The sequence below is a fragment of the Micromonospora sp. NPDC007230 genome, assembly GCF_042869115.1.
In the GTDB taxonomy this organism is placed as follows: Bacteria; Actinomycetota; Actinomycetes; order Mycobacteriales; family Micromonosporaceae; genus Micromonospora.
In genome coordinates this window covers 219,707-245,512 of the sequence record NZ_JBIAFE010000002.1, presented here as the reverse complement: position 1 = coordinate 245,512, position 25,806 = coordinate 219,707, and the positions used below count along the sequence as shown (strand labels likewise).

Sequence of the window (25,806 nt, the reverse complement as noted above, 5' to 3'; positions counted from 1 at the left end):
ATCGTTGACTGTCTCCACCGCCGTCCCCTACACCCTCACCCGGCTGGGCGTCGTCATGGCGCCCGAACCGGGGGAGCCGCTGGAAGCCGAGGGGGTGCTCAACCCGGCCAGCGGACGTACCCCGGACGGGAAGCTCCACCTGCTGCCGCGGCTGGTCGCCGAGGGGAACGTCTCCCGGGTCGGGCTCGCCGAGGTCGAGTTCCGCGACGGCGTACCGGCCGGGGTGCTCCGGCGCGGCGTGGTCCTCGCCCCCGACGAGGGCTGGGAGCGCGGGTTGAACAACGCCGGCGTCGAGGATCCGCGCACCACCTGGGTGCCGGGGCTCGGCCGCCACCTGATGACCTACGTCGCCTACGGCCCGCTGGGCCCACGGCTGGCCCTGGCGGTCTCCACCGACCTGCGGACCTGGCGCCGGCTCGGACCGGTGCAGTTCGCCTACCAGCCGGGCCTGGACACCGACCTGAACCTGTTTCCGAACAAGGACGCGGTCTTCTTCCCCGAGCCGGTGCCCGGCCCGGACGGCCGCCCCTGCTACGCCATGCTGCACCGGCCGATGTGGGACCTGGGCTGGTTCCGGCCCGGTGAGGGGGTGCACCTGCCGGCCGGGATCACCGACGAGCGGCCCGGCATCTGGATCTCCTACGTGCCCGCCGAGGAGGTGCACGCCGACATCAGGGCGCTGGTGCGGCTCCGCGACCACCGCTGCGTCGCCCTGTCCGAGTTCCCCTACGAGGAGCTGAAGATCGGCGCCGGCCCGCCGCCGGTACGGGTCGAGGAGGGCTGGCTGCTCATCCACCACGGGGTGACCGGCCACATCCCCGACACCTTCGACCCCAGCACGCAGCAGGTCGAGTACGCGGCCGGCGCGATGCTGCTCGACCCGACAGACCCGGGCCGGGTGCTGGCCCGAACCGCCGAGCCGATCCTGGTGCCCGAGACCGAGGACGAACGCTCCGGCACCGTCCCGAACGTGGTCTTCCCGACCGCGATCGAGGAGGTGGACGGGGTCCGGTACGTCTTCTACGGCATGGCCGACGCCAAGATCGGCGTCGCCCGGCTCGACCGTGTCGGGTGAGCCGGCCGGCCGGGCCGACCCGCGTGACCCGGCCGGCGGTGCCGTCGGGGCGGCTCCGGTGAGCGGCCCGGCCCCGTTGCGCCTCGGCGTCGTCGGGGCCGGCGGCTTCGCCACCTTCCTCACCGGCGCCCTGCGGGACCTGCCGGACGTGACGGTGACCGTGGTCGCGGACCCGGACACCGACCGGGCCGGGCGGCTGGCCGGGACCCTGGCCGCCCGGCCGGTGCCGGACTGGCGGGCGCTGGTCACCGACGACGACGTGGACGTCGTGGTGGTGGCCACCCCGCCGGCCGGGCACGCGGAGACCACCCTCGCGGCGCTGCGCGCCGGCCGGCACGTCTTCGCCGAGAAGCCCCTGGCCGTCGCCGAGGACGAGGCCGCCGCCATCCGGGATGCGGTCGCCGCCACCGGCCGCGTCCTGGTGGTCGACCACGTGCTGCGCTACAACCCCGTGCTGCGGGCGCTGGCCCGGCTGCGCGACCCGCGGTTCGCCGCGCCGCCCGGCTCCCCGTCCGACCCGCTGCTCGGTCCGGTCCGGCGGTTCGCCTTCGACAACGACGCCAGCGACGAGGACCTCGGCCCGGAGCACTGGTTCTGGGACGAGCGGGTCAGCGGCGGGATCTTCGTCGAACACGGGGTGCACTTCTTCGACGCGGCTGACGCCCTCGTCGGCGCGACCCCCGAGTCGGTGCAGGGCATGCTCGGCCAGCGCCCCGGCACCGACCTGGTCGACCTGGCGGTCGCCACCACCCGCTACCCGGACGGCGCGGTGGCGACCTTCGCGCACGGCTTCAGCCACGCCCACCGCTGCGAACGGCAACTGATGCGGATCGACTTCGGCGCCGCCGAGGCCCGGGTGACCGGCTGGATCCCCGTCCACGCCGCCATCGACCTCTGGACCGACGACGCCGGAGCGGCGCTGGTCGAGCACCTGCCGGCCCGCGCCGAAGAACTGCTCGCCGTCGACGGCCACCGGTTGCGGGACCCGGCCGTGACGGTGGCCGTGCACCGGCACGCCGGCCCGGCGAACGCCCGGGAACGGGGCCGGCAGCGGCAGTTGCCGCACCACTGCCGCATCACCCTCGACCTCGGCGGCGAGGCCGCCAAACCGTACGTCTACGCCGAGAGCGTGCGGGCCGCCATGCACGACCTGGTGCGCTGCGTCCGTACTGGCGGCCGGCCCGCCGCCGGAGTCGCCGAGGGCGCCACGGCCGTCACCGTCGCCGCCGCGGCCGCCCGGTCCGCCCGCGAGGACCGCACCGTCCATCTCGGACGATCACACCCCACCACCGCCTGCCCGTCCTGACCGAGGAGGTCGATGTGAAACGCCGATCGCTGCTGCTGGGCGGCCTCGCCGCCACCACCCCACTGCTGGCCGCCGCTCCGGCCGGCGCCGCCCGCCCCGCCAGCGCGCCGAGCACGAGCCCGCTGACCAACCTCGCCCACCTGGACTTCCTCCGGGAGGAGGTCACTCCGCCGCAGCAGCCCGGGCACACCACCTACCGGCTCGCCGACACCCCGGCGATCGGGGCGCTGTGGACCTACGCCGAACCCGGGCCGGACGGCGCCTTCCGCCGAGTCGGCGGGGGCGCGTACGACCCGGACAGCGGCACCTGGGGGCAGGGGGCGTACAACGCCGACGACATCTCCCGCGCCGCCGTGGTCTACCTGCGACACTGGCGGCTGACCGGGGCCGCCACCAGCCGGGACGCCGCCTACCAACTCCTGCGTGGCCTGACCTACCTGCAGACCGCCGACGGCCCCAACGCCGGCAACGTGGTGCTGTGGATGCAGCCGGGCGGCACGCTCAACCCGAGCGCCGAGCCGAAGGAACTGCCCGACCCGTCCGACAGCGACGCGTCGTACTGGCTGGCCCGAACCGTCTGGGCACTCGGCGAGGGGTACGCGACGTTCCGCGACACCGACCCGGACTTCGCCGGCTTCCTGCGGACCCGCCTCGACCTGGCCGTCGCCGCCGTGCAGCGCCAGGTGCTCGTCCGCTACCGGCAGTGGCAGGTCATCGACGGGGAACGTACCCCAGCCTGGCTGATCGTCGACGGTGCGGACGCCACCGCCGAAGCGGTCCTCGGACTGGCCGCCTACGTCGAAGCCGGCGGTGGCGCCACCGCCCGCCGAGCGCTGCGCCAACTCGCCGAGGGCATCGCCGCGCTCGCCGACGGTGACGTGCGGGAATGGCCGTTCGGCGCGGTGCGCCCCTGGGCGCTGTCCCGCTCGGTCTGGCACGGCTGGGGTGCGCAGATGCCCGCCGCGCTCGCCCGGGCCGCGCAGGCCCTCGGCGACCGGGCCCTGCTCGGCCCCGCCGTCACCGATGCCGCCGTGTTCACCCCATGGCTGCTCACCTCCGGCGGCCCGGACAACGGCCGGCTGCCCACCCGCACCGACCGCACCCAGATCGCTTACGGCGTCGACTCGAGGGTGCAGTCGCTGCTCGCCGTCGCCGACGCCACCAGGCGGTCCGGCTTCGCCCAGCTCGCCGCCCTGACCGCCGCCTGGTGGTTCGGCGCCAACCCGGCCGGGACGCCCGGCTACGACCCGCACACCGGCCGGGCGATCGACGGCATCAACGGCGACGGGCAGGTCAACCGGAACTCCGGCGCCGAGTCCACCATCCACACCCTGCTCAGCATGCTCGCCCTGGACGCCCGGCCGGAACTGGCCGCCCTCGCCCGGCGCACCGAGATCGTCGAACGGGTCGGCACGCTGACCCTGGAGGCCGAGGACGCCGCCCGCCAGGGCGGCGCGACCGTGGTCAGCCCGCCGTCGGCGTGGACCGGGGAATCGCTGATCAGCGGCAGCTACGTCGAGCTGCCTGCCGGGGCTGGGCTGCGCTGGCAGCTCCCTCCGGCCGACCAGCCCCGGCTGGTGCTGCCGGTGGTGGACCTGCGCCCCGGCGTGCCGGCCCCGACCGTCTGGGGTAGCGACGCCGGACCGCTCGGCGAGGTCGATCACGCCCGGGTCGGCGCCCAGGGGGCCTCCCCGGCGCCGGGCGCGCTGCTGCCGGTCACCCTGCCCCGCGAACTGGCCGCCGACGCCACCGAACTGACCGCGCAGGCCACCGCCGCAGGCCCGGCCACCGTCGACGCGGTCCTGCTGGAACCGCTGGTCTCCCGGCTCACCCTGGCCTGCGACGGGCACCGCACGACGCTGCTGCGCAGCGCCGCCCGGACCGCCCGGACCGTGGAGGTCACCGCCGGCGGCACCGCAGCGGCCACTGTGGAGGTGTACGACGCGGCCGGCGAACTCCGCTCGCGGCACGCCAGCTCCGCCACCCAGTTGCGGGTCACGGTCCTGTCCGGTGGTTTCACCCTGGTCCGTCGGTGACCCCGTCCGCGCCGGGGCGGCCGTGGTGGCGCGGCGGTGTCTGCTACCAGGTGTACGTCCGCAGCTTCGCCGACTCCGACGGAGACGGGACCGGTGACCTGCCCGGGGTGACCGCCCGCCTGCCCCACCTGGCCTCCCTCGGCGTGGACGCCGTCTGGCTCACCCCGTTCTACCCGTCACCGATGGTCGACGGCGGGTACGACGTCGTGGACCATCGCGACGTCGACCCGCTCTTCGGCAGCCTCGCCGACCTCGACGCGCTCGTGGCCGAGGCGCACCGGCACGGCCTGCGGGTCGTCTGCGACCTGGTGCCCAACCACACCTCGGACCGGCATCCCTGGTTCCGGGCGGCGCTCGCCGCACCACCGGGCAGCGCCGCCCGCCGCCGGTACGTCTTCCACCCGTTGGACAAGGACCACCCGGACCGGCCACCCAACGACTGGCGGTCGGCGTTCGGCGGGAGCGCCTGGCGGCGGGTGCCGAGCCCGGACGGCGGGCCCGACGAGTGGTACCTGCACCTGTTCAGCCCCGAGCAACCCGACCTGAACTGGGACGACCCGCAGGTGCCGGCGGAGTACGCGGACATCGTCCGGTGGTGGCTCGACCGGGGCGTGGACGGGCTGCGCATCGACATGGCACATGCCCTGTTCAAGCACCCGGATCTGGTCGACGCCGGCGCCGGTCAGCACACCGAGTTCCGCCGTAACCACCTGATGCCGTTCTTCGACCAGGCGCCGCTGCACACGTTGTACCGGCAGTGGCGGGCCATGGTGGACGCGATGCCGGGGGAGCGGGCGCTGATCGGCGAGGTGTGCCTCTTCGACGCCGACCGGCAGGCCCGCTACGTCCGCCCGGACGAGCTGCACCAGGCGTTCACCTTCGAGTTGCTGGAGTGCGACTGGTCGGCCGCGGCGCTGCGGGACACCATCGGGTGCACGCTCGAGGCGTACCGCCGGGTCGGTGCCCTCCCGGCCTGGGTGCTGAACAGCCACGACGCGGTCCGGACGGTCACCCGCTACGGCGGGGGAGAGCGGGGGCTGCGGCGGGCCCGGGCCGCCGCGCTGCTGATGCTGGCGTTGCCCGGCGCCGCTTACGTCTACCAGGGCGAGGAGCTGGGGTTGCCGCAGGTGGACCTGCCCGACGAGGCGCTGCGCGACCCGCTGTGGGAACGCTCCGGGCGGACCGTACGCGGGCGGGACGGCTCGCGGGTGCCGATCCCGTGGACGGTCGACGGCGGCACGTACGGCTTCTCGCCCCACGGCGCCGACCCGCCGTGGTTGCCGCAGCCCGACGGTTGGGATGCCTTGAGCGTGCAGCGGCAGACCGCCGATCCTGGGTCCACGCTGACGCTCTACCGGTCGGCGATCCGGTTGCGTCGAGAGTTGAGCGACGGCGCGGCCGACGAGCTGACCTGGTGGGACACCGGGTCAGGCGTGGTGGCGTTCCGGCGCGGCGACGGGTTCGGCTGCGCGGTCAACGTCGGCGACCAGGCGGCGCCGCTGACCGGGGTCGGCCGGGTGCTGCTGGCGAGCGCGCGGGTCCCACCGGTCGGCCGCTCCCTCCTGCTGCCGCCGGACGCCGCGGTCTGGTTCGTCCCCGCTTGACCCGCGTCGCCCTGCCGGCGACGAGCCCGCCACGACCGTCCGCCATGATGGCGGTGAGGCGTTGCCGCAGGAGGCGTTGGCCGCGCGGTCGAGGCGGCGTCCTCCTGCGACCTGCTGCTGACCGTGGGCACCTCCGGCCTGGTGTATCCGGGTGCGGAGATCCCCCAGGTGGCGGCCCGCTTCGGCGCCGCGGTGATCCAGGTCAACCCGGAGGAGACGCCGCTGGATGCGGTGGCCGACGTGAACCTGCGCGGCCCGGCCGCCCGGATACTTCCGGGCCTGGTGGAAGCGGTGTGGGGCGCCGCCGACGCGGCGTGACACCTCCCGGCGCGCGACGATCCGGCCCGTTGCGGGCACTGTCGACAATCCGACAGCCGCAGCGGTGAGCGCGGTAGTGATCGTCCCGCCTCGGTAGCCCGCGAATTTACCGCTGACCTGGGCATATGTTTGATTCATGCGGTTGGGAGCGGCAGTCGGATCGAGCGGCTCGGCCGGCATGCGCGACCACGGATGGTGTCGCTCCACGGGCTCAAGCTGCCGGCATGCCGTTGGCGGCATCCCGGCCGCGTGTTCGGTGCCGCGTCGACGGCGTCGTCGGGAATGTGCCGGCTTCGGGTTCCATCAGCTTCCGGGCGTCGACCCTGGGCCGTGCCCGCAGGAGAGGAGCACACCCGTGGGAAGCATCCATGAACGGACCAGCCAGCGGGTCTTCGAGCTTGCCGTCCTGGTCTCCGCGCCGGTGTGTGGCGTCCTGTTGGTCGTGCTGCGCGTCCGGCCGCAGTCGGTGGAGGTGGCGATGCCCGACGCGATCAAAGTCTGCTGGGAGTTCGGCCTGATCGTGGTCGGCGTCGCGGGGCTGCTCGGCATGTTCTGGCCGGGGCAGCTCGGCACCGGGCTCGGCATCGAGCTCGCCGCGGTGCTGATGCTGGGCGCGATCGCCGCGATGTACGTCGTCTCCGTCCTGGTGGTCGCCGGCGCGCAGGCGGTGGTGGCGGCCTCGTTCGTCGGCGCGGTGGCGATCGGCTCGTGGCTGCGCTCGATGGAGATCGTGCGGTCGCTGCGCTGGATCATCCGGATGCACCAAGCCGGCATCGATCCGTGGCCGGAGGCGAAGACATGATCATCGCGCAGACGCCCGGCTCTCCCTACTGGGCGCAGGTTCTGATCTCGGCGCTCGGGCTGTTCGGTGGCGCCAGCGGCCTCGGGGTGCTCGCCACGATCGCGGTGCAGCGGCGGAAGTTGAAGGCCGACACGGCGGGGGCGCTGACCGACGCGGCTCTGGCCCTGGTGCAGCCGTTGCGGACCCGGGTCACCGAGCTGGAGAACGAGGCGCTGGCGGTCCGGGAGGAGCTGGCGACATCCCAACGGGAGCTGCAGGAGCTGCGAGCGACGGTGTGGGACCTGTCCAGGACGCTGGACCGGTGGCGGGAGGCGATCCTGGCGCCGGACGCGACCATGCGCCGAATCCAGGCGCTCGTGACGGAGGAGGAGCGCCGGGTCCGCAACCAGCGCCGTCGCAGCCCCTGACGATGCACCGTTCGCATGCCCACTGAGGAGGCAGCCGGTTCCCAGAGAGAGGGGTGAGCCGATATTTGTTAGGTAGCTTGCCTTATTAATAGATGGCGGCTACCTTGACTGCTAGCGACGAAGGTCGATGTGCGGTGAGCGTCGCGCGCGCTTCCTGCGGCATCGCTGGGCTCCGGAGGCAGTCATGACCATCGGCGGCGTACGTCTGCTCACCACCGTCATCCTCGCCCTGGTCGGCAGCGGGATCGCTCCGGCCGCACCCGCGACTCCCGCCGCGGCCGCCGTCTCGTTGGCCTCCGTCGTGCCGGCGCCGGTCACCGCCAATCCGGCCGCCGGCGTCACCTACCGGGTCACCGCGGCCACGGCGATCTACACCGAGGCCGGTTCACCGGCGGTCGCGGACGTCGCCGGCCAACTCGCCGCCATCCTGCGCCGCTCCACCGGCTATCCGATGCCGGTCGTCGACGCATCGAGCCCCACCCCGACGGACGGCATCGCGCTGCTGCTGTCCGGGGCACCGGCGAGCGTCGGCAACGAGGGCTACCAGCTGGACGTCACGACCGCGTCGATCGCGGTACGCGCCAACCAGCCGGCGGGACTGTTCGCCGGCGTCCAGACCCTGCGTCAGCTACTGCCCCCCGCCGTCGAGAGCGCGACAGTGCAGCCCGGGCCGTGGGAGGTGGCCGGCGGGCGCATCGTCGACCAACCGCGCTTCGCCCACCGCGGCGCGATGCTCGACGTCGCACGGCACTTCCTCCCGGTCGCCGTGGTCAAGCGGTACATCGACGAGATCGCCCTCTACAAGGTGAACCGGCTGCACCTGCACCTCTCCGACGACCAGGGCTGGCGCATCGCCGTCAACAGCTGGCCCAACCTCGCCGTCTACGGCGGGAGCACCCAGGTCGGCGGCGGCACCGGCGGGTACTACACCCAGGACGAATACCGGCAGATCGTCGCGTACGCCGCCGCCCGGTACGTCATGGTCGTCCCCGAGATCGACATGCCGGGTCACACCAACGCGGCGCTCGCCTCGTACGCGGAACTGAACTGTGACGGCGTGGCGCCGAAGCTCTACACCGGCACCAGGGTCGGCTTCAGCTCGCTCTGCGTGAGCAAGGAGCTCACCTACACGTTCATCGATCAGGTCCTGGGCGAGCTCGCCGCGCTGACTCCCGGGCCCTACCTGCACATCGGCGGCGACGAGGCCAGCTCCACCACCACCGCCGACTACGCCACCTTCGTGAACCGGGCACAGCAGATCGTCGCCGCGCACGGCAAGACCGTCGTCGGCTGGCACGACGTCGTCAACGCCCCGATCCTGCCGTCCACCGTCGCCCAGTACTGGGGGACCACGACCTCCCACGCCGCGGTGGCGACCGCCGCCGGGAACGGCACCAAGGTCATCATGTCGCCGGCCAACCGCAGCTACCTCGACATGAAGTACAACTCCCGCACCCGGCTGGGCCAGCGCTGGGCCGGCTTCATCGACGTGCAGGACGCGTACGGCTGGGACCCGGGCAGCTATCTCTCCGGAGTCGGAGAGACGTCGGTGCTCGGGGTCGAGGCGCCGCTGTGGACGGAGACGATCGAGACGCTCGCCGACGTCGAGTACATGGCCTTCCCGCGCCTGCCGGCGATCGCCGAGCTGGGCTGGTCACCGGCCAGCACCCACGACTGGACGTCCTTCCAGCAGCGGCTCGGCGCCCATGGCCCGCGCTGGCGCGTCATGGGGATCAACTACTACCACTCCACCCAGGTGTCCTGGCCCACCGGCTCCTAGCCGCCGCGCACCACGCGGCACACCGCCTTGATCAGATCGAGGAGGCCACCATCCATGTCATCGCGCCTCATCATCGACCGACCTCGCCTGCTGAACCGCCGACTGCTCGGCACGTTGCTCGCGACCCTGGCCCTCGTGGCGAGCGTCGGGCTCGTGCACGTGCCGAGCGCGAGCGCTGCCACCGTGGGCTCGACCGAACTGTCGACGGGCTGGGCGTTGCGGTCGGCCACCAACGTCAGCGACCCGGGGGCGACCATCTCCCAGGTCGGCTACAGCACCGCGGGCTGGAGCCCGGTCTCGCTCCCGTCGACCGTCCTGGCCGGGCTGGTAGCCAACAACGTCTACCAGAACATCTACTTCGGTAGGAACCTGCAGTCGGTGCCCGACCTGACCGGCCAGAACTGGTGGTTCCGGGGGCAGTTCACCGCCTCGGCCGCGACCCCGGACCAGGCGTACTGGCTGCGCTTCAAGGGGATCAGCTACCGGGCTCAGATCTGGCTCAACGGCACCCAGCTCGACGCCAACGCGGTCGGCACCATGGTCGTGCACGAGTACAACGTGACGAACCTGATCCGGCCCGGCGCGTCCAACGCGCTGGCGATCCTGGTCACCCCGCCGGCCCACGACTGCAAGGACCTGTCCTTCTGCACAGTGGACTGGAACCCGGAGGCGCCCGACATGAACGCCGGGCTCTGGGGCAGGACGCTGCTGGACACCACCGGGCCGGTGGCGTTGCGTGACCCGTATGTCAGGACGGTGCTGCCGCTGCCCGCGACCAACGCCGCCGACCTCACCGTCTACGTCGACGCCGTCAACGCGACCAACGCCCCGGTCACCGCGACGGTCAGCGCCACGATCAGCAAGGCCGGCTATCCCACCATCTCGGTCAGCCAGGCCGTCACGCTGGCCGCCAACGAGCGCCGCGAGGTCACCTTCGACCCGGCGAGCTATCCGCAGCTGCACGTGGCCAACCCCGCCCTGTGGTGGCCCTACCAGTACGGCAGCCCGGAGCTCTACCAGCTCGCCACGTCGGCGACGGTCGCCGGTGCCACGTCGGACACCAAGTCGATCAATTTCGGCATCCGCCAGTTCACCGACTACCGGACCACCGTCAACGGCACCTCGTTCGTCGGCTACCAGGTCAACGGGCAGAAAATCTTCTTCCGCGGCGGCGGCTACATGTGGGACATGCTGCAGCGGTGGGACACCAGGACCAACGCCACGCACGTCCAGTACGTCAAGGACATGGGCCTCAACACCATCCGTCTGGAGGGCACACTCGGCAACGAGGAACTCTACGACCTGGCCGACCAGGCCGGTGTCATGATCATGCCGGGTTTCGTCTGCTGCAGCGCGTGGGAGAACGACAGTACCTGGACCGCCGAGCAGGAGCAGGTGGCCAACGCGTCGCTGGAGAGCCAGCTGCGGGCGTTGCGCGCCCACGCCAGCCCGTTCATGTGGAACTACGGCAGCGACCAGCCGCCGACCGCCGCCCACTTGACCATGTACAAGAACACGGCGGCCCGGCTGCACTGGCAGAACCCGACGGTGGACAACGTGGCGACGTGGTCGAACGCCAACGCCGGCATGAAGATGGACGGCCCGTACAAGTGGGAGCCGCCGGTGCTGTGGTGGGACAGCCCCGCCCAGTCGGGCAGTGCCTTCGGCACCAACGCCGAGCAGGGCACCGAGGCGCCGCCGCCGCTGGAGAGCCTGCAGAAGTTCATCCCCGCCGCCGAGCTGTGGCCGATCGGGACCACCTGGAACTACCACGCCGGCAAACCCAGGAGCGTCTTCGACAACATCCAGGTCTTCACCGACGGCGTGAACAAGCGGTACGGCACCACCACCAGCGCCGAGGACTACTCCCGCAAGTCGGAGCTGCAGAACTACGAGAACACGAGGTCGTTTTTCGAGGCGTGGAACTCGCACGAGTACAGCCAGTCGTTCGGGGTCATCTTCTGGATGCTCAACAACGCCTGGCCGGCGGTGCACTGGAACCTGTACGACTACTACTTCAAGCCCGGTGGCGGCTACTTCGGCAGCAAGAAGGCCAACGAGCCGGTCCACATCGCCTACGACTACAAGACCCGCAACGTGTACGCGGTCAACTCCACCCTGAGCGCACGCAGCGGGCTGACCGCCACGGCCAGTGTGTACAACATCCCGAGCCTGACGCAGGCGTACACGACGACGGTGCCGGTCACTGCGGCGGCGAACGCGTCCACGCAGGTCCTCACCCTCCCGGCGCTGACCGGCCTGTCCGCGACCTACTTCATCCGGCTGCAGCTGAAGGACTCGGCGGGCACAGTCGTCAGCAACAACCTCTACTGGTACTCCACCCAGGCCGACGCGCTGGGCAACAAGAAGAACTGGTACATGACCTCGGTCAGGACGTACGCCAACCTCACCGGGCTCAACAGCCTGCCGTCGAACCCCAACCTGACGGCCAGCGTGACCCGGACCGCCTCTGGCGGGCAGGAGACCGCCACCATCCGACTGACCAACAACAGCCCGACGAACATCGCGTTCTTCCTGCGGCCGGAGATCACAGCCGGCAACGGGGGCAACGAGGTGCTGCCGGTGAACTACACCGACAACTACGTGTCCCTGTGGCCCGGGGAGTCGACCACCGTCACCGCGAGCTACCAGACCAGCGACCTCGGCGGCCAGGCGCCCTACCTGCGCGTTCGGGGTTACAACATCCCCACGTCGTCGATTCCGGTGCCGTAACGACGGGCGGGAGCGGGGGCGGCCGGCACCGCCCCCGCTCCCGTTCACCCCGCCGAAAGCTTCGTGTCGGCCGGCATGTGCCGCAGCCGCAGGTTCTCCGGCTGCGCCCGCACGCCGGCGAGGTAGGGGAGGGTCAACCCTTCACCGCCCCGGAGGCGAGGCCGCCGATGAGGTAACGCTGGAACACCACCGCCAGCACCACCGGCGGCAACGCGGCGAGTACGCCGCCGGCGGCGATGAGGCCGAAGTCCACGGCGTTGCGCCCGGTGAACTCGGCGATCGCCACCGGGACCGTCTTGGCCTGGCTGGTCGAGGTGAAGATCAGCGAGTAGAGGAACTCGTCCCAGCACAACAGGAACGCGTACAGGGCGGTCGCCAGGATGCCGGGCTTGGACAGCGGCAGCATTACCCGGACGAGGGCGCCGAGGCGGCTGCACCCGTCGACCCGGGCCGCCTCCTCGAGCTCCACGGGCAGCGAACCGAAGAAGGTGCTCATGTTCCACAGGGCGAACGGGGTGGCCAGGGAGCAGTAGACGACGATCAGCCCGGTGCGCGTGTCGAGCAGCCCGAAGCGCGACATGAGCAGGTAGAGCGGGATGATCAGCGCGATCGGCGGCAGCATGTAGGTGACCAGGAACGACAGCAGCGTCGCGCGGCGCAGCGGGAACCGCAGCCGGGCCAGGGCGTAGCCGCCCAGCACCCCGACGGCGAGCGAGATGACGACCGTGCCGCCCGCCACCAGGAAGCTGTTGACCATCGCGCTGCGGAACGCCGCGCCGGCGCCGGTGCCGCCACCGGCGAAGATCTCCCGGTAGCGGTCGAGGGTGACGTGCTCGGGCAGCCAGCGCATCGGCCGGGAGACCAGGTCGGTCTGGCCGACGAACGAGGAGTAGAGCAGCCAGGCGAACGGCGCGAGGATCACCACGGACGTGGCGAGCGCGGCCAGGTGGATGAAGACGCGGTAGCGCAGGCTCGCTCTCATGGTGACCTCAGCTCGCTCTGGCGTAGCAGCCGCAGGTAGAGCAGGGCCAGCAGAAGAATCGCGACGACGGTCAGGTACGCCAGCGACGCACCCGAGCTGAACCGCTGCGCGGAGAACGCCTGGAGGTAGGTGAAGAACGTGATCGTCTGCGTGCCGCTCGCGGGCCCGCCGCCGGTCATCACGTAGACGATGTCGAAGACCTTGAACGCCTCGATGGTGCGCAGCACCAGCACCAGGGCGATGTTCGGCACCAGCAGCGGCAGCGTAATTCGGAAGAAGGCGCGGATCGGGCCGGCGCCGTCGACCCGCGCCGCCTCGTAGAGCCCGCGGGGGATCGTCTGCAACCCGGCCAGCAGGAAGAACGCCACCAGGGAGGTGTTCTTCCAGACGTCGGCCACGACCACCATGTTGAGGGCGAGGAACGGGTCGTTGCCGAGCCACGACCGGTAATCGTCCTGCAGGTGCAGTTGGGTGAGTAGCGCGTTGGCCACGCCGTACTGGGCATTGAGGATCCACCGCCACATCGCGCCGTTGACGATGGTCGGCAGCGCCCAGGGCAGGATCACGATCGCGCGGAACAGCCAGCGCAGCCGGATCGGCGCGGCGAGCAGGTGGGCCAGCCCGAGCCCGAGGACCAGCTCGAGCGCGGTGGAGACGAGGGTGAAGTAGCCGGTGTGTCCGACCGCCGCCCATAGGCGGTCGTCGGCCAGGATCTCGGTGTAGTTGCGTAGGCCGACGAACGGGTACCGGCCGGGGAACGGGCTGTCGACGTCGTAGAACGAGATGACCAGGGCGCGTCCGGCCGGGTACAGGACCACGCCGAAGACGACGAGCGCCGCGGGTAGGAGCAGGAGCAGCGCCAGTCGGGTCTGGCCGCCGCCGGCGCGCCGCGCGAACGGCCACCGGCGCGCCGGCCGGGCTGGCCGGGTGGCCGGTGGCGTGAGTGCCGGGCGCGCCGGTGGCGCGGCGCTCATGAGAGCAGCGTACGGGCTTGTTCGGCGGCGTCGTCCAGGGCCTTCTTCGGCGGCTTCCGGTTCAGCAGGGCGTTCTGCAGCTCGGCCTGCAGGATCTGGCTGATCTCGTTGTAGCGGGGCACCTGGGGTCGGGCGATGAGGTTGGCGAGCTGTTTCTTGGCCACCGGTACGACCTGCGGCAGGGTGGACGCCACGGCGGGGTCGTCGTACGACTTCGTCCAGCAGGGCAGTGAGCTCTTGGCGTACTTGTCCTGCACCTCGGCGCTGGTGATGTAGCTGATGTACGTCCAGGCCGCTTTCTGGTTCCTGCTGCCGGAGCTGACCGACAGAGCCATCGAGCCGTTGACGCCCGGGGCGCTGGCCGGCCCCGACGGGGTGGTCGCCACACCGACCTTGCCGGCGATCTTCGACTGCTGGGGGTCGTTGGCGGCGTTGAACATGTAGGTCCAGTTGAGCGCCATCGCCGCCTGGCCGTCGGAGAAGATCTTGCGGACGTCCTCTTCCAACGACTCGACGGAGTTGGGGTTGGTGAGCTTCGTGTCGAGGGTCCGCTTCATGAACTCCAGCGCCTGCAGGCCGCCGCCGGTGTTGAAGGCGATCGACTTTCCGTCGTCGAACAGGAACTTGCCGCCGAAGGCGCCCACGAGCTGGGTGTAGTCGCAGACCAGCGCCTCGGCCTGCTTCCAGCTCCAGATCAGCGGATGGTCGACGATCTTCTTGGCCTTGAGGGTCTGGGCGGCGGTGAGGACGCCGTCCCAGGTGGACAGGCTGGCCGGGTCGACGCCGGCCTTGCTGAGCATGTCGGTGTTGTAGAAGAAGTACTTCGTGTCGAGGATCCACGGCACGCCGTAGTAGCGGTCGCGGTAGGCGGCGGTGGCGAGGGCGCCGCCGAGCATGTCGCTCTTCCACTCCGCCGGGAACTGGTCGGTCACGTCGGTGACGATGCGTTTGCTGCCGAACTCGGCCGGCCAGATCACGTCGATCAGCACCACGTCGAACGTGCTGGCGGGGGCCGCCGCGACGATCTTGTCGTGCAGCGCCTCGTAGGCGACGAAGGACGGCTCGACCTTGATCTTCGGATACTTCTTCTGGAACTCGTCGGTCATCGCACGGATGTCGTCTTCGGAGTAGCCGGCCTGCTTCATGAACAGGGCCTTGATCTGACCTTCACCGTTGCCTGCCGCGCCGCTGTCAGCGCCGGTGCCGGTGTCGCTGCCTCCCACGTCGCAGGCGGCGAGAAGGAGGCCCGCGCCGGTGACAGCCGTCAGTTGGAGAAGTCTTCGCCTGGACAGCTCGCTCATGCTCTCCGACATGATCGCCCTCCTGGGGCATTAGGTAGGCTGCTTAACAAAAACTTGTACTCGGTTCGCGATCACCGGTCAAGACCGCCGTCGCAGCATCCGGGTCAACCGGCGAAGGGGTGGTTTCCCGTTGGTCTCCGTCGACCCGTCCGGCCGGGCGGTGCTGGCCGCGCTGCTCGACAGTGTGCCGATGACCCGGCCGGAACTCGCCCGCCTGACCAGCCTGTCCCGGCCCACCATCTCCGAGGTGGTCCGTCGGCTCGTCGACAGTGGCCTGATCGTCGACGCCGGCGTGCGCCGCGGCCGACCCGGCCGGGTGCCGACCTACTACCGGCTGGCGCCGACCGCCGGATACGTGGTGGCAGTCGACGTCGGCGGGGACAACCTCCGCGTCGCGGCGGCGGACATGAGCGGGGCGCTCTGCTACGAACAGCGGCAGCCGACCCGAGCCACCGGGGCGAGCCGGGTCGCCGCGAAGGTTGCCCGGATGATCGGATCCGCGACGGAGGCGGTAGGCGGCCAGCTCGGGCCGCTTCGCCGGGTCGGGGTGTCGGCACCCGGGGTCATCCACGCCGACGGTCGCACCATGTCGGTCGCCCGCAACCTCGGTGAGGAGGGTTCCTTCGACCTGATCACGCCGATCGAGGCGCGCGTCGACGCGCCCGTCGTCCTGGAGAACAACGTCAACCTCGCGGCGCTCGGCGAGCGCTGGCGAGGGCATGGCCGCGACGTCGCCACGTTCGCGTTCCTGGCCGTCGGTGCCGGCATCGGCATGGGGCTGGTCCACAACGGTGAGCTGGTCCGCGGGGCGCACGGCGCCGCGGGTGAGGTGGCCTACCTGCCGCTGCCGGGCTCCGTCCCGCCCGAGCAGCGGGGCGGGCGAGGCAGGGAGCAGTTGGCGGGCGAGGCGGGGGCGTACGGCGTACTCGCGGCACTGAAGGCCCGCCCGACCTGGCCGGGCACCCGTCCGTCGTCGGTGGAGGAGCTGTTCGCCCAGGCCGCCACGGGAGTGCCCGCCGCGCGGGACCTGGTGGAGGCGGAGGCGCGACAACTCGGCCTCACGATCGCCAGCGCCTGCGCGGTCTTCGACCCCGAACTCGTCGTACTCGGTGGGGGTGTGGGCCGAAACCCGCTGCTGCTGCCCACGGTCCGGGAGACCGTCAACGCGTACGCACCGTTCCCGCCGCGGATCGAGACCAGCGCGCTGGGCGAGGCGGCATCGCTCACGGGGGCGCTGTTCGTCGCGCTGGAGGCCGCGCGTACCGAACTGCTGCGCAGCGTCAGCGGCGCCGACGGTGGCTGACCGGGGGCCGGTCGGCGTATCCGGTGGCGGGACCGGCCACCGGATACGCCGGGATCAGGGGTACGCCGTGCCGCGACGCCCACGCGGCAGGGACTAACCGCAGGTGCCGCCGACGACGAACCAGCAGGCCGTGTGGGGTGAGGACTTGAAGAAGCGCAGTAGCAGGCTCGCCACCTTCTGCCGCCCTGAGTTGGACGGATGCGTACCGTCCGAGCCGAAGTCCGACCGGTCCCAGACGAGCCCGTCGGAGCGGGGCTGCAGGCCGTTGGCCCAGAGGTAGGGACCCCAGGCCGCCCACGCCGTGGTGTTGTTGTAGTCCAGGTTGCCGGCCCGAGGATCGGTGCCACCGCCCGACATCTGGGTGATCTGCGCCTGGATCACCCACTTGACGCCGAAGCCCGTCTCGTAGGCGTACGGCTCCGGGTTCAGGCTGGTGGTGGCGTAGCCGGCGTAGATCCGGCTGGAGAAGAAGACCTGCTGCAGGTTGGGATAGCGCTTCTTCAACGCCCGGAGGATGTTGCCCTGCTGGGTCACGAGTTGGTAGGCGTCGGCGTTGGTCGCGGGCAGGGACACCGACGGATTGGCGTTGGCGACCTTGACCCAGGCGACCTGGACCTGCCGCTCGGTCAGGCCGAGGGGCGCCAGTCTGGTGTCCCGGACCCGGTCGTAGTTGGCGTCGGCCGGCGCGTCCCAGGTGCCGGCGGTCTGGCCGCCCGCGGCGCCGTCGACGATGACCAACTTGTCGTGGTTGACCTGCGGGTCCGCGGCGGCCTGACCGATGAGGGAGAACGGCGCGCACTTTCCGCTGGCATCTCCCGAGCAGAACTCCTGGGTGGTGTTGGACATGCCGATGGAGAGCAGGACGTACTTGCCGTTGGCGCTCGGCGCGCCGGTGGTGTCGAGCGGGCGTACGCGCAGGGCTCTGGTGACTCCGGCCGTGCGGTGAGCGTCCGGCATGGTGTTCCGGCCCGCCGGATACAGGCCGCCCTGGAAGCCGAGGTAGCTGCCGGTGCCGAGGTCGTTGATGGGCTGGACGGCTGCGGCGACCGCATCGGGCATGCCGACGACAGTGGCCATCACGAAGGCGGCCAGCATCGCCAGAAGTCGCCGAACATTGATTATCATGACGATCAACCTAGGAAATAAAGCGATGATCGTCAATTCTTGCGCGTCGGCTGTTCCTGGACCGACGGCTCCCTGAGCTCCGCGGCGGGTCTGGCCTGCTGGTCCGCTGCGCCGCGGCGCGTCCGTCCTGGTGGGCCTCCTGCAGGTGAGCACAAGGCCGACCAGCAGGTGGCGGCCAGCAACCAATGCCCGCCGGAATCCCGCGGCCGACTCGCCCGGTAATGGCCAGGCAGCTCACCGAACCACGCCACGGCATCCCCGCCGAGCGTCGGGGCTATTACGGCTGGGCTCAGTAGCGGGTCTCCGCGCCCCGGGTGGCGCCGTCACGAGCGGCGCCACCCGGGGAGCCTGCCGAGGGCGGATCGCCGCCAGGTGGGCGCGGAGTGCGGGCCCGGATGGTGAGCCCCGCGGCGACGACGCCGAGGGCGATGGTCGTCACGGCGCACACGAGCAGGGTCTGCCGGGCTCCGAAGGCGGTCGTCAGCGGGCCGCCGAGCATGGTGCCCAGCGGCACCGCCAGGACGGTGACGGCGCCGTTGGCCGCCAGGACCTGCGGGAGTGTGGTCGTGGTGGTGCTGCGCTGGAACAGCGCCATCGACGTGGACCGGTACGGAGCCCAGATCAGGCCGGCGAGGGCGAAGGCCGGAAGCGACAGGCCGATCGGCGTGTTCAGGCCGAGGGGCAGCATGGCGGCGCCGAAGCCGATGACGATGCCGACCGTGGTGGGCCACAACGACCAGCGGTGCAGGTACCCGGTGGCGAGCCCGCCGACGAGGGCACCGACCCCGAACGCGGTGTAGTAGATCCCGAGCGTCGGTGCGGCGGCGTGCAGATCCTCCACGACATGGATCGGCATGGCCACGTAGAACGGCCCGAAGAGGAAGAAGAACCCGAAGGTCAGGGTCAGCAGCCCGAGCAACGTCCGGTCGCGGCGGACGGCGAACCCGGCGGTGCGCGACAAACCATCGTCGGCCGGCCGTGTTCTGCCGCTGGCCGGAATCGCGAGGCGGTACGTGAGGGCCAGGACGGCGAAGCTGACCGCGTCGATGGCGATGACCCACACCGGGCCGGCCCAGCTGATGAGGATGGCCGCCAGTGGCGGCCCGGCGATGGTGGCGACCTGGCCGATGATCGAGAGCACCGCGTTGGCGGGCAGGTGGTGCCGTCGGGGGAGCAGTTCGGCGATCAGGGTGAAGCGCCCGGCGGAGCCCCACGAGTGCAGCAGCGACGACGCGGCGAGCAGCATCACGTACCACCCGATGCTGAGCACCCCGACCAGGTGGGCGGCGGGGATGGCCGCCAGTGCGGCGGCGCGCAGGATCGCGTCCCAGCCGGCGAGCTGGGCGCCGTTTCGGCCGCCCAGCAGCCGGCCGAAGATCACGGTTCCGGCCGCGCTGGGCAGGGTGTAGGCCGCCACCGCGACCGCTACCCAGGTCCCGCGCTGCCCGGGCGGCGCGAGTTGGATCGCCAACCAGGTCACCGCGATCAACGTGGGCTAGCGAGGAATTCCGGTCCCTTCAGGGCCGGGAGGAATCGCGTCACGAGCTTGGACGCTTCTGGTTTTCGATGTACTCGTGGATGACGGTGAGGGGTGCCCCGCCACATGATCCGGCGAAGTACGACGGTGACCACAGGTGGCCGTGGGTGATGTGCGGGTTGATCTGGTCGGTGAATTCCTGCCGCAGGTAGTGCGTGGAGACGCCTTTGAGCCGGTTGACCAGGGTTGAGATCGGTAGTTTCGGTGGGTAGTGGACGAGGAGGTGGACGTGGTCGTCGTCGCCGTTGAACTCCCGCAGTTCCGCGCCGAGCTTGGCGCACACGTCAGCCATGATCTGCCCGCAACGGGTGAGCATGGCGTCGTTGAGCACGTCCCGCCGGGACCTGGTGACGAAGACAAGATGTACGTGCAGGTTGTACACGACAGTCCGGCCACGGCGAACATTCGGGTCTGGGGTCCATCGGGGTGACATAGGCCAGACGGTATACTGTGGACGTGAAGCTGGTCGTGCAGGTGCGGCTGTTCCCCGACGCCGGCCAGGAGGCGGCGTTGCGGGACACGCTGAGCCTGTGCAACGAGGCCGCAAATGTGGTTTCCGGTGAGGCGTATCGGGCGCGGGTGTTCGGCAAGCAGTCGTTGCAGCGGCTCACCTACGGCCGGTTGAAGGCGATGGGGTTGTCGGCTCAGCCTGCGATCCATGTCGCCCGCAAGGTCGCTGGCGCGTACGCCACCCTGAAGGCCAACATCCGTGCCGGTAACCTCGGCAAGCCCGGGTCGAAACGCCGCCGCAACGCCGAGGCGAAGCCGGTCGGGTTCCGTCGGGATGCCGCGCAGCCGTTCGACGACCGCTGCTTGTCCTGGCAGATGCAGACTCGTACGGTGTCGATCTGGACCATCGCGGGGCGGCAGGCCGGCATCCGCTTCGGCTGCTCTGAGCAGCAGTACGCCACGCTGGCCGCCCACCGCAAGGGCGAGTCCGACCTGGTGCACCGTGACGGCAAGTGGTTCCTGTACGCCACCTGCGACATTCCCGACGTCGAGGTGAAGGAGCCTGACGGGTTTCTCGGCGTTGACCTGGGCGTCGCGAACATCGCCACCACCAACGACGGCACCCGACACAGCGGCAAGGGCCTCAACCGGGTCAGGCATCGCCACCAGCGGCTGCGGGCCAAACTCCAGCGGATCGGCACCAAATCGGCCAAGCGGCTGCTGAAGGTCCGCCGGCGTAAGGAGGCCCGGTTCGCGGCTGACACCAACCATCGCATTGCCAAGCAGATCGTGACCGAGGCCGAACGCACCGGCCGCGGGATTGCCCTGGAGAACCTCACGGGCATCCGCGACCGGGTACGGCTCCGACGGCCCCAGCGGGTCACCCTGCACACGTGGGCGTTCCACCAACTCGGCCAGTTCATCGCCTACAAAGCGACACGCGCCGGAGTGGCGACCGTCTACGTCGATCCGGCGTACACCTCGCAGGGCTGCTCCGCCTGCGGGCACATCGCCAAGGCCAACCGGCCCAACCAGTCCACCTTCCGATGCACGTCGTGCGGCTTCGCTGAGCACGCCGACGTGAACGCAGCCCGCAACATCGCCACCCGCGGTGCTACGGACTGGGCAGCAGTCAGCCTGCCAAACGCGGCGTGACCGATGCAGCCAGCATCGAGCACGATCTGCAAGCTCGGCCCTTCAGGGCCGAGAAGCTGACTGACATGCCGTCGCCGAGGGCGGACACCGCCAGTCCGGGCAGGACGCGGCGCAGCAGGGGATGGCTGAGCACCGGCCAGTACGGCGAGGACGGGAGAAGCCGGGGCGGCATGGTGTCGGGCGGCATGTCGCTACCTGACCCGACACAGGGCCCTCGTACCAGGAAATCGGCTGTGGGCAGAAGGCCGGGTGCCCGGAGGCCGGCGCGGATCAGTCGGCCACCGGGTGTGCTGCCCACGTTCTGGCGAGCTCTGCGCTGACCTCGGTCAGCAGGGTGGTGAGACGCGCCGCGAGCGTGGTCAGGGTGGTGTCGGCCGCGGTGACGGCGTAGATCTGGCGGTGCAGGCGCGGGCGGATCAGCTCGCGGTGGACGGCGCCGGGTGTGGGGGCGATCGTCAGTCGGGAGAGCATGGCGACGCCGATGCCGGTGCCTACGAGGGACTGGGCGACGTTGTAATTCTCCGTCTCGAACTGTACCCGTGGGGTGAAGCCCGCTTCGGCGGCGGCCTGGTCGAACTGTTGGCGGGCGGCGCGGCCGGCGATGATGACGATCCACGGTTGATCGCGAAGTTGCTCCAGCCGCAGCCCGGACGGTTTCCGTTGGCGGCGGATGAGCGGGTGGTCGTCGGGCAGGCTGAGGGCGAGCGGGTCGGTCTGCAGCCGGTGCGCACGGACGGTGGGCGGCGGCGTGAGGTCAGTCTGACCAGGCCGCAGTTCCGGCGCATGATGCAGGCCGTCACCGGGGTGACGTTGTTGTGCCTCGGGGTGGCCGTCGCAGCCGGTGCCTGACCCGTCGACCGGACGGCGCCGGGGCGGACCTGGTTCCATAACGCGCGGATAGGACCCAGAGGGTATGTCGCGGCTCATCCATTGATCTCAATATGATGTCCGCAATCTCGAATCAGGTGCGCTCACGAGGCGTGCCAGTCCTGATGCGGAGGAACACATGGTTCGCTGGCGCACCCTCACCGGCCTGCTGGCCGCCGCGCTCGCCGCGGTGACCGCAGGCAGCCTCACTCTCGCGGCACCCGCCGCCGCGTCCGACGGCACCGTCTCGCCGTACGTCGTCGGCGGCACCCGGGCCGCCCAGGGCGAGTTCCCGTTCATGGTGCGGCTCTCGATGGGCTGCGGCGGCGCCCTCTACAGCCCGCGGCTGGTGCTCACCGCCGCGCACTGCGTCGGTGCCACGGGCACCAACACCAGCATCACCGCGACGCTCGGCGTGGTCGACCTCCAGTCGTCCAGCCGGATCACCGTCAGGTCGAACTACGTCTACCGGGCTCCGGGCTACAACGGCAACGGTAAGGACTGGGCCCTGATCCGGCTGGCCACGCCGGTGACCTCGCTGAGCACGCTGAAGATCGCCAACACCACCGCGTACGACAACGGCACCTTCACGGTCGCCGGCTGGGGCGCCGCGTACGAGGGTGGCCCGCAGCAGCGGTACCTGCTCAAGGCGACCGTCCCATTCGTCAGCGACTCCACCTGCAACTCCTACTACGGCGGCCAGATCATCGCCGCCGAGGAGATCTGCGCCGGCTATGCGAGCGGCGGTGTGGACACCTGTCAGGGCGACTCGGGCGGCCCGATGTTCCGTCGTGACGCCAGCAACGCCTGGATCCAGGTCGGCATCGTCAGCTGGGGCAACGGCTGTGCCCGGCCCAACTACCCGGGTGTCTACACCCAGGTGAGCTACTTCGCCTCGGCGATCGCCTCGGCCGCCGCGAGCCTCGGCGGTTGACCGTACGACCCGATCGGCGGCCCGGCTGGTGACCAGCCGGGCCGCCGTCTTTCGGCGCGAGGCGGCGACCAGGGGCAGCCGGCGGATGCCCGCCAGCCAGGTCGCCGCGATATCAGCCCATCTTGGCCAGCATCTCCTGCATCCGTTGAATCTCGATGCTCTGGTCGGCGTTGACCTCACGGGCGAACTGGTCGCTCGCCGGCTCGAGCCCACCGCCGGTCGCGTAGAGCTCCTCCACCATCGCCAACGCGCCCTGGTGGTGGCGGATCATGAAGGTGAGGAAGAGCCGGTCGAACTCCGCGCCGCGCGCCTGCTTGAGCTGGTTGAGCTGCTCGGCGGTGAGCATCCCCGGCATGAGCTTGTCGTGCCCGGCGTGACCTCCGTTCGGCCCCGTGCTCGGGACGTTCCGCTCCGTGAGCCACCGCTGCATCCGCGCGATCTCGTCCGTCTGCGACACGTCGATCCGCTTGGCGAGCAGGGTCACGTCCGGGTTGGTGGTGCGTCCCTGCAGGAGGGCGGTCATCTCCAGGGCCTGTGCGTGGTGCGGGATCATCCCCTGGATGAAGAGGCTGTCCGCCGCGGTGAATCCCGGCGGCGAGACCTGTGACAGGTCGGTCCCGGACAGCGGCTTGCCCGGTTGGCCCGGTGCCCCGGGCTGCACCACGTGCGCGCTCGGCGGACGGTAGCCCGGATCATCGCCGTTCGCCCAGAGGGCGACACCCACCCCCGAGCCGACGACGACCGTGGCGACCACGGCGGAGATGACCACGCGACGAGAGAGGTGCATGATTCACGTACCAATCCGGGCTTGAGCTGCGCATAAGTGAAGGCCATGGTGCCTCATGTCGGTCGCCCTCACCAGATCACGAAACGGCTACCTGTACCAAGGGCCGATCATTGCGAGTGACGCTGGGAGGCGCTTTCCACGGCCGGGGGTGGGTCGAGACATCGGAGCTGGGATGGCTGGTGTGCGCCTCCAGCGTGCCGTCGATGCACGACCGTGAAGGGCACCTCGGCTCGAAGGCTTCGAGCCGAGGTGCCCTTCCGTCAGGGACCGGTCAGAGCGAGCCCGCCAGGTCCAGGATCGCCTGCTTCAGCTTCTGCTGGTCCGAAGCGGTCAGCTTGCCGGCGATCTCCTGCAGCTGGGACACCGCGGCGTCCCGCTGGCCGTTGGCGGAGAACCGCTCGGCCCGCTGGAGGAACATGTCGACCTGGGACTTCAGCGGGTGACCGAGGGCCTCGGCACGGACGAGCTGGTCGTAGTGCGCGCGGGCGACCGCGAAGCTCGGCGTCCAGCTGACCTTCGGCTGGCCCTGGGCGTTGAACTGGCCGAGCTGCACCTCGGAGGCCGCCTGGATCTCCGCCTTCGACAGGTGCTGGCTGGGGGTCAGCTTGAACGCGTCGAAGCCGCGGGCGATCTCGTTGCCGTAGAGGTTGCCGTTGTACCAGTACGCCGACCAGAACCCACCGAGCACGAGCGAGTTCGGGTTGACCGGACCCCGGTCGAAGAACGCGATCTCGTGCGGGTTCTTCGAGTCGGTGAAGTCGAACACCGAGATGCCGCCCTGGTACCAGGCCTGCATCATGATGTCGCGACCCGGCACCGGGATCAGCGACCCGTTGTGCGCGACGCAGTTCTCCTGCAGCGTCTGCGGAACCGGCAGCTTGTAGTAGCTGGCGAACTTCATCTTCTTGTCGACGATGTCGAAGATGGCGTTGGCGCCCCACTCCGGCAGGTCGGTGTCGCGGCAGCGGGCACCGCTACCGCCACCCCACTCGTCGGTGAAGATCACCTTGGTGCCGTCGTTGTTGAACGTCGCCGAGTGCCAGTACGCGAAGTTCGGGTCGGACACCTCATCGATCCGGCGGGGGTTCGCCGGGTCCGAGATGTCGATCAGGATGCCGTTGCCCTGGCAGGCGCCGGCGGCCAGCCCGATCTCCGGGTACGCGGTGATGTCGTGGCAGGCGTTGGTGTTCGGCGACGGCGACCAGGTGCTGCCGGACGGGTGCCGAGGCGTCTGCGGCCCGTTCTGCAGGCCGTCGATCCGGCCCGTCTGCGGGTCCTGGAACAGCCGCGGCTGGTTCACGACGGCGGCCTGCTGAGGCGCCGCGAGCGGCACCTTGATGACGTCGATCCGCCACCGCGACGGGTTCTCACCGTCCGCGGCGTTGTTGTTGCACCCCTCCATCGTCGTCGCCGGCCGCACCGAGGTGGTGCCGGAGACGTAGATGTAGATGTTGTTGGGGTCCTTGGGGTCGGTCACCACGGTGTGCGTGTGCGAGCCGCGGCAGAGCTGAACGCCCGCGACCTGCACCGGGTTGCGCACGTCGCTGATGTCGAAGATCCGAACGCCCTGGAACCGGGTGCCGACGCTGGCGTTGGTGCCGCAGTCGACCCGCCCGCGCGACTCCTCCACCGACATGAAGACCAGGTTGCCGTAGGCGGAGAGGTCGCCCTGCCCGCCGGGGCACACCACGCTGGTGACCACGGTCGGGTCGGTGGGCTTGGAGACGTCGATGATGTTGAACCCGTTGTAGTTGCCCGACAACGCGTACTTGCCGCTGAAGGCGAGGTCCGAGTTGTAGAACCCGCCGTTACCCGGGTTCGCCGGGTCGACGAAGCCCGCCGGCTTGTCGCGGTGCGCGACGTGCTCCAGGTTGCTGATCGCCGACTGCGCGTCGAGCCAGCCGGCGCCGAGGCCGACGCGCGGATCGGGCTCCGCTGCCGACGCCGTGCCGGGCACCGAGGCCGCCATGAGCAGCCCCGCGGCCATGAGGCCGAGCGCCTGCCGGCCTCTGCGTGATCTAGTAGTTGGTTGGTGTGTCATGTGCCGCCTTCCGATCGAAGGACCTGACGCGCGACGTCCATATGCTGGGAGGACGCGTCGTGTGAGTAAGGACCGTACCGTCGATCAGTCGTTGGTCAAGGAGCCCGCGCGAGGTATGGGCATATTTGCGCCCACGACTTCGAGTCTTTACCTTCGCGTGATCCTGCAGGTCACGACAGGCGTAGGACCCGCCGGTCCAATATTTCGCCACTCGTCGGATGATCGGCCGCAAAGGGCACCGTAGCGTCGATGCAATTCACCTCGCACGGGTCTGGTTACTGAACGTGAA

21 protein-coding genes are annotated in these 25,806 nt (G+C 70.5%); 12 read left to right on the top strand and 9 right to left on the bottom strand.

Annotation, left to right across the window (positions count from 1 at the left end):
- Positions 1-4: 4 nt before the first annotated feature.
- From ACFYML_RS04135 to ACFYML_RS04095, 9 genes are all read left to right on the top strand, one after another.
- Entirely contained in the window at positions 5-1,075 is a 1,071-nt protein-coding gene (locus ACFYML_RS04135) for a hypothetical protein (protein ID WP_387419203.1), read from the top strand.
- A gap of 58 nt (positions 1,076-1,133) precedes the next feature.
- Positions 1,134-2,381, top strand: a complete 1,248-nt coding sequence (locus tag ACFYML_RS04130) for a Gfo/Idh/MocA family protein (RefSeq protein ID WP_387419202.1) — start codon at positions 1,134-1,136, stop codon at positions 2,379-2,381.
- 14 nt (positions 2,382-2,395) lie between these two features.
- Positions 2,396-4,417: a hypothetical protein gene (locus ACFYML_RS04125; protein ID WP_387419201.1), complete on the top strand. Its 2,022-nt coding sequence runs from the start codon at positions 2,396-2,398 to the stop codon at positions 4,415-4,417.
- The gene (locus ACFYML_RS04120; RefSeq protein WP_387419200.1) at positions 4,414-6,021 is read left to right on the top strand and encodes a glycoside hydrolase family 13 protein; all 1,608 of its coding nucleotides are present in this window, start codon (positions 4,414-4,416) and stop codon (positions 6,019-6,021) included. Before ACFYML_RS04125 ends, ACFYML_RS04120 begins: the two co-directional genes overlap by 4 nt.
- Before the next feature lie 123 nt (positions 6,022-6,144).
- Positions 6,145-6,339, top strand: coding sequence for a hypothetical protein (locus tag ACFYML_RS04115; RefSeq protein WP_387419199.1), 195 nt, complete (start codon positions 6,145-6,147; stop codon positions 6,337-6,339).
- A 355-nt stretch (positions 6,340-6,694) separates the two neighbouring features.
- The gene (locus ACFYML_RS04110; RefSeq protein WP_387419198.1) at positions 6,695-7,141 is read left to right on the top strand and encodes a hypothetical protein; all 447 of its coding nucleotides are present in this window, start codon (positions 6,695-6,697) and stop codon (positions 7,139-7,141) included.
- The gene (locus ACFYML_RS04105) at positions 7,138-7,548 is read left to right on the top strand and encodes a hypothetical protein (RefSeq protein ID WP_387419197.1); all 411 of its coding nucleotides are present in this window, start codon (positions 7,138-7,140) and stop codon (positions 7,546-7,548) included. Before ACFYML_RS04110 ends, ACFYML_RS04105 begins: the two co-directional genes overlap by 4 nt.
- Positions 7,549-7,732: 184 nt before the next feature.
- Complete coding sequence (locus tag ACFYML_RS04100) at positions 7,733-9,328, top strand: beta-N-acetylhexosaminidase (protein WP_387419196.1); 1,596 nt, start codon at positions 7,733-7,735, stop codon at positions 9,326-9,328.
- 54 nt (positions 9,329-9,382) lie between these two features.
- Positions 9,383-12,061, top strand: a complete 2,679-nt coding sequence (locus ACFYML_RS04095; RefSeq protein WP_387419195.1) for a hypothetical protein — start codon at positions 9,383-9,385, stop codon at positions 12,059-12,061.
- Positions 12,062-12,194: 133 nt separating this feature from the next.
- Here ACFYML_RS04095 and ACFYML_RS04090 read toward each other — a convergent pair whose 3' ends face one another.
- The 3 genes from ACFYML_RS04090 to ACFYML_RS04080 are packed head-to-tail and all read right to left on the bottom strand — an operon-like array spanning position 12,195 to position 15,330.
- The gene (locus ACFYML_RS04090; RefSeq protein ID WP_387276221.1) at positions 12,195-13,043 is read right to left on the bottom strand and encodes a carbohydrate ABC transporter permease; all 849 of its coding nucleotides are present in this window, start codon (positions 13,041-13,043) and stop codon (positions 12,195-12,197) included.
- A complete protein-coding gene (locus ACFYML_RS04085; protein WP_387419194.1) occupies positions 13,040-14,017 on the bottom strand; it encodes a carbohydrate ABC transporter permease in 978 nt (325 codons plus the stop codon). The genes ACFYML_RS04090 and ACFYML_RS04085 overlap by 4 nt, the downstream gene beginning before the upstream one ends.
- On the bottom strand, positions 14,014-15,330 hold the full coding sequence (locus tag ACFYML_RS04080; RefSeq protein WP_387419193.1) for an extracellular solute-binding protein: 1,317 nt from the start codon (positions 15,328-15,330) through the stop codon (positions 14,014-14,016). The genes ACFYML_RS04085 and ACFYML_RS04080 overlap by 4 nt, the downstream gene beginning before the upstream one ends.
- A gap of 118 nt (positions 15,331-15,448) precedes the next feature.
- On the opposite strand from ACFYML_RS04080, the gene ACFYML_RS04075 reads away from it, so the two are divergent.
- Positions 15,449-16,621, top strand: coding sequence for an ROK family transcriptional regulator (locus tag ACFYML_RS04075; RefSeq protein WP_387419192.1), 1,173 nt, complete (start codon positions 15,449-15,451; stop codon positions 16,619-16,621).
- A 93-nt stretch (positions 16,622-16,714) separates the two neighbouring features.
- Here ACFYML_RS04075 and ACFYML_RS04070 read toward each other — a convergent pair whose 3' ends face one another.
- The 3 genes from ACFYML_RS04070 to tnpA all read right to left on the bottom strand — a co-directional run bounded on the left by ACFYML_RS04070 (position 16,715) and on the right by tnpA (position 19,716).
- Positions 16,715-17,746, bottom strand: coding sequence for a hypothetical protein (locus tag ACFYML_RS04070; protein WP_387419191.1), 1,032 nt, complete (start codon positions 17,744-17,746; stop codon positions 16,715-16,717).
- Positions 17,747-18,035: 289 nt separating this feature from the next.
- Positions 18,036-19,235, bottom strand: a complete 1,200-nt coding sequence (locus ACFYML_RS04065; RefSeq protein WP_387419190.1) for an MFS transporter — start codon at positions 19,233-19,235, stop codon at positions 18,036-18,038.
- A 49-nt stretch (positions 19,236-19,284) separates the two neighbouring features.
- Positions 19,285-19,716 carry an IS200/IS605 family transposase gene (gene tnpA / locus ACFYML_RS04060; protein ID WP_387419189.1) on the bottom strand — a complete coding sequence of 144 codons (432 nt, stop codon included), beginning with the start codon at positions 19,714-19,716 and terminating at the stop codon, positions 19,285-19,287.
- Positions 19,717-19,739: 23 nt separating this feature from the next.
- Between tnpA and ACFYML_RS04055 the strand changes: the two genes are divergently transcribed.
- On the top strand, positions 19,740-20,888 hold the full coding sequence (locus ACFYML_RS04055) for an RNA-guided endonuclease InsQ/TnpB family protein (RefSeq protein WP_387419188.1): 1,149 nt from the start codon (positions 19,740-19,742) through the stop codon (positions 20,886-20,888).
- Positions 20,889-21,158: 270 nt separating this feature from the next.
- Here ACFYML_RS04055 and ACFYML_RS04050 read toward each other — a convergent pair whose 3' ends face one another.
- Complete coding sequence (locus tag ACFYML_RS04050) at positions 21,159-21,815, bottom strand: LysR substrate-binding domain-containing protein (protein ID WP_387419187.1); 657 nt, start codon at positions 21,813-21,815, stop codon at positions 21,159-21,161.
- A gap of 79 nt (positions 21,816-21,894) precedes the next feature.
- Here ACFYML_RS04050 and ACFYML_RS04045 point away from each other — a divergent pair, with 79 nt between their 5' ends.
- Positions 21,895-22,689, top strand: coding sequence for a S1 family peptidase (locus tag ACFYML_RS04045; RefSeq protein WP_387419186.1), 795 nt, complete (start codon positions 21,895-21,897; stop codon positions 22,687-22,689).
- Between the two features lie 112 nt (positions 22,690-22,801).
- Here ACFYML_RS04045 and ACFYML_RS04040 read toward each other — a convergent pair whose 3' ends face one another.
- A complete protein-coding gene (locus ACFYML_RS04040; RefSeq protein ID WP_387419185.1) occupies positions 22,802-23,476 on the bottom strand; it encodes a DUF305 domain-containing protein in 675 nt (224 codons plus the stop codon).
- Positions 23,477-23,747: 271 nt separating this feature from the next.
- The gene (locus ACFYML_RS04035) at positions 23,748-25,463 is read right to left on the bottom strand and encodes an LVIVD repeat-containing protein (protein WP_387419184.1); all 1,716 of its coding nucleotides are present in this window, start codon (positions 25,461-25,463) and stop codon (positions 23,748-23,750) included.
- Positions 25,464-25,806: the final 343 nt, after the last annotated feature.

What these genes read in the sequence shown, in the direction of transcription:
- ACFYML_RS04105 (WP_387419197.1), top strand. Translation starts at nt 7,138, where the DNA reads ATGATCATCGCGCAGACGCCCGGCTCTCCCTACTGGGCGCAGGTTCTG.
- ACFYML_RS04100 (WP_387419196.1), top strand. Translation starts at nt 7,733, where the DNA reads ATGACCATCGGCGGCGTACGTCTGCTCACCACCGTCATCCTCGCCCTG.
- ACFYML_RS04045 (WP_387419186.1), top strand. Translation starts at nt 21,895, where the DNA reads ATGGTTCGCTGGCGCACCCTCACCGGCCTGCTGGCCGCCGCGCTCGCC.
- ACFYML_RS04085 (WP_387419194.1), bottom strand. Translation starts at nt 14,017, where the DNA reads ATGAGCGCCGCGCCACCGGCGCGCCCGGCACTCACGCCACCGGCCACC.
- ACFYML_RS04070 (WP_387419191.1), bottom strand. Translation starts at nt 17,746, where the DNA reads ATGATAATCAATGTTCGGCGACTTCTGGCGATGCTGGCCGCCTTCGTG.
- ACFYML_RS04040 (WP_387419185.1), bottom strand. Translation starts at nt 23,476, where the DNA reads ATGCACCTCTCTCGTCGCGTGGTCATCTCCGCCGTGGTCGCCACGGTC.
- ACFYML_RS04035 (WP_387419184.1), bottom strand. Translation starts at nt 25,463, where the DNA reads ATGGCCGCGGGGCTGCTCATGGCGGCCTCGGTGCCCGGCACGGCGTCG.
- ACFYML_RS04095 (WP_387419195.1), top strand. Translation starts at nt 9,383, where the DNA reads ATGTCATCGCGCCTCATCATCGACCGACCTCGCCTGCTGAACCGCCGA.
- ACFYML_RS04080 (WP_387419193.1), bottom strand. Translation starts at nt 15,330, where the DNA reads ATGTCGGAGAGCATGAGCGAGCTGTCCAGGCGAAGACTTCTCCAACTG.
- tnpA (WP_387419189.1), bottom strand. Translation starts at nt 19,716, where the DNA reads ATGTCACCCCGATGGACCCCAGACCCGAATGTTCGCCGTGGCCGGACT.
- ACFYML_RS04050 (WP_387419187.1), bottom strand. Translation starts at nt 21,815, where the DNA reads ATGAGCCGCGACATACCCTCTGGGTCCTATCCGCGCGTTATGGAACCA.
- ACFYML_RS04090 (WP_387276221.1), bottom strand. Translation starts at nt 13,043, where the DNA reads ATGAGAGCGAGCCTGCGCTACCGCGTCTTCATCCACCTGGCCGCGCTC.